Annotated in this window: 9 protein-coding genes; 4 read left to right on the top strand and 5 right to left on the bottom strand. The window is 57.7% G+C overall.

Annotated elements, in window-relative coordinates:
* Window positions 1-65: 65 nt before the first annotated feature.
* The gene (locus tag BM062_RS06875) at window positions 66-635 is read right to left on the bottom strand and encodes an aminodeoxychorismate/anthranilate synthase component II (RefSeq protein WP_092395032.1); all 570 of its coding nucleotides are present in this window, start codon (window positions 633-635) and stop codon (window positions 66-68) included.
* A 550-nt stretch (window positions 636-1,185) separates the two neighbouring features.
* On the opposite strand from BM062_RS06875, the gene BM062_RS06880 reads away from it, so the two are divergent.
* Window positions 1,186-1,386, top strand: coding sequence for a DUF1059 domain-containing protein (locus tag BM062_RS06880; protein WP_092395118.1), 201 nt, complete (start codon window positions 1,186-1,188; stop codon window positions 1,384-1,386).
* 51 nt (window positions 1,387-1,437) lie between these two features.
* On the opposite strand, the gene trpE is transcribed toward BM062_RS06880, so the two are convergent.
* From trpE to rpe, 3 genes are all read right to left on the bottom strand, one after another.
* Window positions 1,438-2,952, bottom strand: coding sequence for an anthranilate synthase component I (trpE, locus tag BM062_RS06885; RefSeq protein ID WP_092395035.1), 1,515 nt, complete (start codon window positions 2,950-2,952; stop codon window positions 1,438-1,440).
* A gap of 207 nt (window positions 2,953-3,159) precedes the next feature.
* Window positions 3,160-3,858: a phosphoglycolate phosphatase gene (locus BM062_RS06890; RefSeq protein ID WP_092395038.1), complete on the bottom strand. Its 699-nt coding sequence runs from the start codon at window positions 3,856-3,858 to the stop codon at window positions 3,160-3,162.
* On the bottom strand, window positions 3,855-4,520 hold the full coding sequence (rpe, locus tag BM062_RS06895) for a ribulose-phosphate 3-epimerase (RefSeq protein WP_092395041.1): 666 nt from the start codon (window positions 4,518-4,520) through the stop codon (window positions 3,855-3,857). Before rpe ends, BM062_RS06890 begins: the two co-directional genes overlap by 4 nt.
* Window positions 4,521-4,673: 153 nt before the next feature.
* Between rpe and apaG the strand changes: the two genes are divergently transcribed.
* Window positions 4,674-5,048, top strand: a complete 375-nt coding sequence (gene apaG, locus BM062_RS06900) for a Co2+/Mg2+ efflux protein ApaG (protein WP_014004694.1) — start codon at window positions 4,674-4,676, stop codon at window positions 5,046-5,048.
* 172 nt (window positions 5,049-5,220) lie between these two features.
* Complete coding sequence (locus tag BM062_RS06905; RefSeq protein WP_092395044.1) at window positions 5,221-6,420, top strand: murein transglycosylase A; 1,200 nt, start codon at window positions 5,221-5,223, stop codon at window positions 6,418-6,420.
* A 38-nt stretch (window positions 6,421-6,458) separates the two neighbouring features.
* On the opposite strand, the gene BM062_RS06910 is transcribed toward BM062_RS06905, so the two are convergent.
* Window positions 6,459-6,896, bottom strand: coding sequence for a universal stress protein (locus tag BM062_RS06910; protein ID WP_092395047.1), 438 nt, complete (start codon window positions 6,894-6,896; stop codon window positions 6,459-6,461).
* Window positions 6,897-7,145: 249 nt separating this feature from the next.
* On the opposite strand from BM062_RS06910, the gene BM062_RS06915 reads away from it, so the two are divergent.
* A complete protein-coding gene (locus BM062_RS06915) occupies window positions 7,146-7,922 on the top strand; it encodes an enoyl-CoA hydratase (protein WP_092395050.1) in 777 nt (258 codons plus the stop codon).
* The last annotated feature ends 348 nt before the right edge of the window (window positions 7,923-8,270 follow it).

Below are 8,270 nucleotides of genomic sequence, written 5' to 3' on the forward strand. Positions count from 1 at the left end.
GATTTCCTTGCTAGCGATTAGGAGGACGGCGCCTTGTTTGCTATTGATGCGCCGGCGCTAAGCGTTCAAACAGCTCTTTGAACAAAATTACGCAGCAAGGCGTGGCCATGCTCCGACAAGATCGATTCCGGATGGAATTGCACGCCTTCGATATCGTAGTCTTTGTGCCGCACTCCCATGATCTCTCCGTCGTCGGTCCATGCCGTGATTTCCAGGCAGTCCGGTATCGAGTTGCGTTCGATGGCTAGCGAATGATAGCGAATCACCGTAAACGGGTTGGGCAGATCTTTGAATACGCCGACCCCGGTGTGGTTGATTGGCGAGGTCTTGCCATGCATGACTTGCTGCGCGCGGATTACTTTGCCGCCGAACGCTTCGCCGATCGCTTGATGGCCAAGGCAAACACCGAGTATCGGCAGCTTGCCGGCGAACTGCTGCAGCAAGTCGACGCAGATCCCGGCTTCCTTCGGACTGCAGGGGCCTGGCGACAGGCAGATACGATCAGGTTTCAGCGCATTGATTTCTTCGAGCGTGATTTCGTCATTGCGGAAGGTACGGACATCTTCACCAAGTTCACCGAAGTATTGCACCAGGTTATAAGTGAAGGAGTCGTAGTTGTCGATCATTAGCAGCATAGTAGTTCCAACCCATTGATTTTATTTGGGAATTCTGCCCGCGATATGGTTGCTTGCCAAGTTGTCCTGTTGCTGCAACACAATCACAAAAATCTTGCGGGCGACACAAACTCAGCCCTGAATGACAGGGCGCGGTGTGGTTTCGGCTTTCCACCAACCTTAGTCTAGGGACGCCATCGCAGCTGCGGAATCGCAAGCGGGATAAAGTTGGCAGTGAGGCGGGGTATATTCATCTATGGAGATAGGTAAGCTCAGTGCAAGCACATGTCGTTGATGCAAAGTATAGCGTCGTGGCGGCAAAGCGTGGCAATAATCATGATCATAAACGGAAATATCCGAACCGGTTCGATTTTATCCAAATAGCGCGCCCGGACACAGCGGGCCGCCGTGGTTGTCGATTGCCAATATTGGCAAGGGGCAAACCAAATGCCGGTGCTGCGTTGACAAACGCCTCCTTGATTCCTAAGATTTATTCTCAAGCGAGCTCGCAGCAGGCCGTTTGTGTGCATCGGATTTGCGCAACCACATTGCTGCAATGAAGGAGTTCACCATGACACGCAAATACATCGACTGCCGCGAATACAAGAGCGACACCAACTGTTCAGTGGCGATCGCTGCAGATAACGACGACGAATTGCTGGCAGCGGCAGTCCAGCACGCAGTAAGCGTTCACGGCCACACCGATACGCCGGAATTGCATACCCAGCTCAAGCAGCTATTCAAGGAAGGCACGCCGCCGCTGAAAATCTGACGACAGCAGCCATTCTCCAGGGGATGGGGTATCAGTCCGGCTATGGCCGGATCAGATTTCTCCATCCAGACCGTCTTGCACCTGCTCCGCTGCACGCAGGACTGCGCGCGCCTTGTTTTCAGTTTCTTGCCATTCCATTTCAGGCACCGAATCGGCGACGATGCCGGCAGCAGCTTGCACGTACAGCATGCCATCCTTGATGACGCCGGTGCGGATTGCGATGGCGACATCCATTTCGCCGCCGAATGACAGGTAGCCGCAGGCGCCGCCGTAGATGCCGCGCTTGGTCAGTTCCAGTTCGTCGATGATTTCCATCGCCCGCACTTTGGGCGCGCCGGACAGGGTGCCGGCGGGGAAGGTGGCTTTCAGCACATCCAGGTTGGACAAGCCGGACTTGAGTTCGCCTTCGACATTGGAAACGATGTGCTGCACATGCGAATACTTTTCGATCACCATCTGGTCGGTGACCTTGACGCTGCCGGTTTCGGCGATGCGGCCGATGTCGTTGCGCGCCAGGTCGATCAGCATCACGTGTTCGGCGATTTCTTTCGGGTCTGCCAGCAATTCGGTGGCCAGCTGCGCATCCTGCTCCGGGGTGGCGCCGCGCGGACGGGTGCCTGCCAGGGGACGGATGGTGACTTTGCGCTTGGCTTCGCCGTCGGCTTTCGGCGCCGAGGTCTGTTCGTTCCGCACCAGGATTTCCGGCGAAGCGCCGACGATCTGCATGTCGCCGAAATTGTAGAAATACATGTACGGCGACGGATTCAGCGAGCGCAGGGCGCGATACAGCATCAGCGGCGAATCGACATACGGTTTCTTGATGCGCTGGCCGATCTGGACCTGCATCAGGTCGCCGGCCATGACGTATTCCTGGGCTTTTGCCACCGCCTTCAGGTAATCTTCTTTCTTGAATTCACGGATGGTTTCAGTGCGTACCGACGCCGATGTGACCGGCGCATCGGCCGGACGGCGCAGCATGTTGCGCAAGTCTTTCAGGCGCTGGCGGCCTTTGGAGAATGCTTCCGGCTGGGTCGGGTCGGCATACACGATCAGGTACAGCTTGCCGGACAGGTTGTCGATCACCGCCAGCTCTTCCGTCAGCAGCAGCTGGATGTCGGGCAGGCCGAGATCGTCCTTGGGCGTCGAATTGGCCAGGCGCTTTTCGATATGGCGCACCGTGTCGTAGCCGAAGTAGCCGGCCAGGCCGCCGCAAAAGCGCGGCAGGCCAGGGCGCAGCGCCACTTTATAGCGCGACTGGAATTCAGCGATGAAATCGAGCGGATTGCCTTCGCGGCTTTCGATGACCTTGTCGTTCTTGAGTACTTCGATGCGTGTGCCGTAGCTGCGCAACAGCGTGCTGGCCGGCAAGCCGATGAAGGAGTAGCGGCCGAAACGTTCGCCGCCGACTACCGATTCCAGCAGGAAGGTGTTCTTGCCGGTCTGCTGGGTTTGCGCCAGCTTCAGGTACAGCGTCAGCGGCGTTTCCAGATCGGCAAAAGCTTCTGCGATCAATGGGATGCGGTTGTAGCCTTGCGTGGCCAGCGATTTGAATTCGAGTTCGGTCATTGTTTCTCTCCAGGCCGCTATTGTAAAACAGCGGTGGTGCACTACAAAAAACGTTGCCTGCGTTTAAATGCTGCGGGGGCAGCAGGCAGCGGCGATCTACGGACTTAGTCAGCCCAGGATTGCCAGCGTCGCCATAGCCAGGCCTCAGGGGCGGCCAGGTAGACGGAGTGTTTTTTGTCGAGAAACATGAGTGGTTTGATAAAGCAGTCAGTAACTTATATGTTGTGCTGCAACGAGCAGTGAAGCGACTATACCATCGGAATCGACATTTTGTATAGACTCGCCGTGATTGTATCCGTAGGGCACATTAAACACAGGACAGCCGGCGGCGCGGGCCGCCTGGGCGTCATTGCTGGAATCGCCGATGGCGACTACCTGCGCCGGTTGCAGCTGGAAATCGGCGCACACCGCCAGCAGCGGCATCGGGTCGGGTTTTTTCAGCGGGAAGGAATCGCCGCCGTAGACCACTTCGAAATAACCGCGCAAGCCGGTTTTCTCCAGCAAGGCCTCGGCGAACGCCAGCGGCTTGTTGGTGACACAGGCCAGCCGCAGGCCTTTGTCGCGCATGGCTTGCAAGCCGTCCACCACGCCTGGGTAAAGCGTGGCGTAACTGCCGTTGACTACCGCGTAGTGGCTTTGGTAGGAGTCCAGCGCCGCGCTGAACCGTTGCTCTACTTCGGGCGCCGGATAATCGACGCCGAGTACGCGCCGGATCAGGTTTTCGCTGCCCTTGCCGACAAAATCGACGATCGTCTGCTGCGTCAGCGGCGCCAGGTCCAGCTCGGCGCGCATGCGGTTGACGGCGACCTGGAAATCCGGCGCCGTGTCCAGCATGGTGCCGTCGAGGTCGATGATGGCGGCGGCGATGCCCTTCAGTGCAACGATTGCTGGCGCTGCCGCGTTCATGCGCTTGCCAGCTGGGTGCGCATGTTGTCGATCACGGCCTTGTAGTCAGGCTTGCCGAAGATGGCCGAGCCGGCGACAAAGGTGTCGGCGCCGGCCTTGGCGGCAGCGGCGATATTGTCGACCTTGATGCCGCCGTCGACTTCCAGCATGATCTCGCGGCCCGAAGCGTCGATCCGCTGGCGCGCTTCGGCGATTTTCTTGAGCGCTTCCGGGATGAACGACTGGCCGCCGAAACCCGGGTTGACCGACATGATCAGGATGATGTCGATCTTGTCCATGACGTAATCGAGGTAATGCAGCGGCGTGGCCGGATTGAACACCAGGCCGGCCTTGCAGCCGTTGTCGCGTATCAGCTGCAGCGAACGGTCGACGTGGTCCGATGCTTCCGGGTGGAAAGTAATGATGTTGGCGCCGGCCTTGGCGAAGTCGGGAATGATGCGGTCTACCGGCCTGACCATCAGGTGGACGTCGATCGGCACCTGCACATGCGGCCTGATTGCTTCCAGCACCAGCGGGCCGATGGTCAGGTTGGGAACGTAATGGTTGTCCATCACGTCGAAATGGATCATGTCGGCGCCGTCGCGCACAACATTGCGCACTTCTTCGCCCAGGCGGGCAAAATCGGCGGAAAGGATACTGGGGGCGATACGATAGGTTGGCATGGCGGGCAATCCAGGGAAGGGCGCTAAAAAGAGCGCTATTTTACCCTTTCGCCTTGCTCCTGGCTTCCTTGCAGCTTGCGTCGCGGGGGAAATTCGTGTGCAATGACCTGCTAGTTATATATGGTGTCTGCAGTATTAATCGAGGAAATCAGCATGGCCGCCTATGAATTTACCGTTTCCGTCAAAACCCAGTACCTGGAAGAGCAGTCCCAGCCTGACAGTTCGCACTATGTATTCGCCTATGCGATCACGATCAAGAATACCGGGCAAGTCGCTGCCCAGCTGATTTCGCGCCACTGGGTGATCACCGACGCCAACAACCATGTCGAAGAAGTGCGCGGCCTGGGCGTGGTCGGCCACCAGCCTTTGCTGCAGCCGGGCGAGCAGTTCGAGTACACCAGCGGCACCTCGATGGCGACGCCGCAAGGCTCGATGACGGGAGAATATTTCTGCGTGGCCGAAGACGGCGAACAGTTCGAGGCGCGGATTCCGGAGTTCATCCTGTCCTTGCCGCGCACCCTGCATTGACGCATGGCGTATTGAACTATTGGTCCTTGCCGTCGTCTTTTGGTGGTAGCGGTTTGGCGGGCGGCTTCTGGTCCGGCTTGCGGCCGGAAAACATGGTCCACCAGACAATGAATGCAAATAACAAGAAAGCGAAACACGCTTCGAGAGCCACTAACCACATAAAGAATCCTAAATGCCATTTAAACGTATCAGTCTACCCGCTTCTGCTGCCTTAATCATCGCACTTAGCCTAGCTGCCTGTACTACCACCCCAGTCACCGCACCCGCGCCGGAAGCACCGCGCCAGCCGGGCACGCCGACCGCGCCTTCCGCCACGCCCGGCGCCAGTTTACGCGCTGTCACCTTTGCCGCCCTGCCGGGCTGGGGCAGCGACGACTTGCGCCAGGCGTTGCCTGCTTTCCTGACCTCATGTTCGACCCAGGCGCGTAAAAGCGACTGGAAAGAGCCTTGTGCAGTGGCGGCCGGCCTGGATGGCGGCAATGAAAATGCGATACGGACGTTTTTCGAGTCCTTTTTCACGCCTTATCAGGTTATCAACCCCGACGGCAGCGACAATGGGCTGGTCACCGGGTATTACGAACCTTTGCTGAAAGGATCGCGCAAGCGCGGCGGCCCTTACCAGACGCCGATTTACCGGGCGCCGGAGGATTTGCTGACGGTCGAGCTGGCGAGCATTTATCCCGAACTGAAGGGCCTGCGCTTGCGCGGCCGCCTGGTCGGCAATAAGGTGCTGCCTTATCCGAACCGGGCCGAACTGGACAAGTCCGGGGCCCTGGCCGGCAAGGAAATCCTGTGGGTGGACGATCCTGTCGATGCGTTTTTCCTGCAGGTGCAGGGTTCCGGCCGGGTCCAGCTGAATGACGGCAGCAGTGTCGTGCGGGTTGCTTATGCCGATCAGAACGGCTATCCCTACAAATCGATCGGCCGCTACCTGGTGGACAAAGGCGAGCTGACCCTGGCGCAGGCGTCGGCGCAGGGGATCAAAGCCTGGCTGGCGGCCAACCCGGGCCGGCAGCAGGAACTGCTGAATGCCAATCCTAGCTATGTGTTCTTCAAAGAAGAAAAAGTGGTCGATCCGAGCAAGGGGCCGAAAGGCGCGCAAGGCGTGCCGCTGACGCCGTTGCGCTCGATCGCGGTGGATCCGCAGTTCGTGCCGCTGGGTACGCCGGTATTCCTGGCGACGACGCAGCCGAATAACAATGTGCCGCTGCAGCAGCTGGTAATGGCGCAGGATACCGGCGGCGCCATCAAAGGCGCGGTGAGGGCCGACTTCTTCTGGGGCTTCGGCAACGAGGCCGGCGACAAGGCCGGCAAGATGAAGCAGCGCGGCATGATGTGGCTGTTGCTGCCAAAGCTGGCAGCCGCGCGCTAAGGAAACCAGGCTCGGCGCCGGCTGGCGCCGAGGGCGAGTTAGCGCAGGACCAGCACTGGAATCGTGGAATGGGCCAGCACCCGCTGGGTCTTGCTGCCCAAGAACAGCCGGCTCAGGCCGCTGCGCCCGTGCGACGCCATGAAAATCGCGTCGCAATGGTATTTCTCGGCGGCGTTGATGATTTCTTCGTCGGGATTGAAGGCTTGCGCCGTCAGCATTTCGCAGGGAACGCCGGCATTCTTGGCGGCGTCGGCGACTTTTTGTACATTGAGCTTGGCCAGCGCCAGCATGTTTTCTTCATAGGTGCCGGGGTCGGTGGCCATGGTGCTTTCAGCCATCGGCGAGAATGGATAAGGTTCTGCAACCGAGAGGGCAATGATCTTGCCGCTGCTGAATTTGGCAAATTCAATCGCTGTATTGATGGCCTTGTCCGACAAATGGGAGCCGTCGGTAGGTACAAGAATGGTTTTGAACATGGCTTGCCTCCTTCTGGTTGAAAAAGGGGTGTCGGTCAAAATCGAGCGATCTTGTCGGTAATATATAGGCTTGGTACTGAAAGGTTAGGTACTTAGCCTTAATTCAGCCTTGCTTAAATGTATAGACAGTTAGCAAGCAGGAAGATTCCTTGGGTGTTTGTAAAGTATCCGGGCTATAACCATCCTATCTCTTATATAGCGGCGCTACAATTAAGTTTATTCGACACAAGTAAATAAATGGGATCTGCAATGACATACGAAAACATTCTGGTTGAAACACAAGGAAAAGTCGGCATCATCCACCTGAATCGCCCCAAGGCCCTGAATGCCCTGAACGATCAGCTGATGAGCGAGCTGGGCGAAGCTTTGCTGAAATTCGACGCTGATCCCGAGATCGGCTGCATTGTCCTGACCGGCAGCGAGAAAGCATTTGCTGCCGGCGCCGATATTGGCGGCATGGCCGGGCTGAGTTACATGGATGTGTTCAAGGGCGACTACATCACCCGCAACTGGGAGACGATCCGCAGCGTGCGCAAGCCGGTGATTGCCGCCGTGGCGGGTTTCGCCCTGGGCGGCGGCTGCGAACTGGCCATGATGTGCGACTTCATCATTGCCGCCGACAATGCCAAGTTCGGCCAGCCGGAAATCAAGCTGGGCATCATCCCCGGCGCCGGCGGCACCCAGCGCTTGCCGCGTGCCGTATCGAAATCGAAGGCAATGGACATGTGCCTGACCGCACGCATGATGGACGCCACCGAGGCTGAGCGTGTGGGCCTGGTGTCGCGCGTGGTTCCGCTGGACAGGCTGTTGCAGGAAGCGCTGGAAGCGGCGATCGTGATTTCCTCCATGTCGTTGCCGGCAGTCATGATGATCAAGGAATCGGTCAATCGCGCCTACGAAACCACCCTGGCGGAAGGCATCCAGTATGAGCGCCGCCTGTTCCACAGCACCTTCGCCACAGAGGATCAAAAAGAAGGCATGCAGGCGTTCCTTGGAAAGCGTTTACCTGTTTTTAAAAATCTTTAACAAATCGCTTGCCATAGGGGGAAATGGTTTGCTATAGTTCGCCTCCCGTTGAGAACGACGCGAAATGAACGAGATGGCCGAAGAGAAGTTAGGGCTGTTTTGTGAGCGGAGTTTGAGAGGGGAAAACGGGAATTGCAGGTGTTGTAGGTGTTAAGAAGTTTTTCGGTGAGTAGTAAAAAAGTAGTTGACGAAAAGCTGGAAACGCCACATAATCTCATCTCTCTGCTGCTGACAAACAAAACGATTTGACAGCGACGCGAACCAGGGTTCTGGTGGCGCGAAGTAGAAGGTTCTTTAACAATTAACAGTCGATAAGTGTGGGCGTTTGATGGAAGTGCAGCGCTGCTG

The sequence above is a fragment of the Collimonas sp. OK412 genome (assembly GCF_900112135.1).
Lineage (GTDB): Bacteria > Pseudomonadota > Gammaproteobacteria > Burkholderiales > Burkholderiaceae_D > Collimonas > Collimonas rhizosphaerae.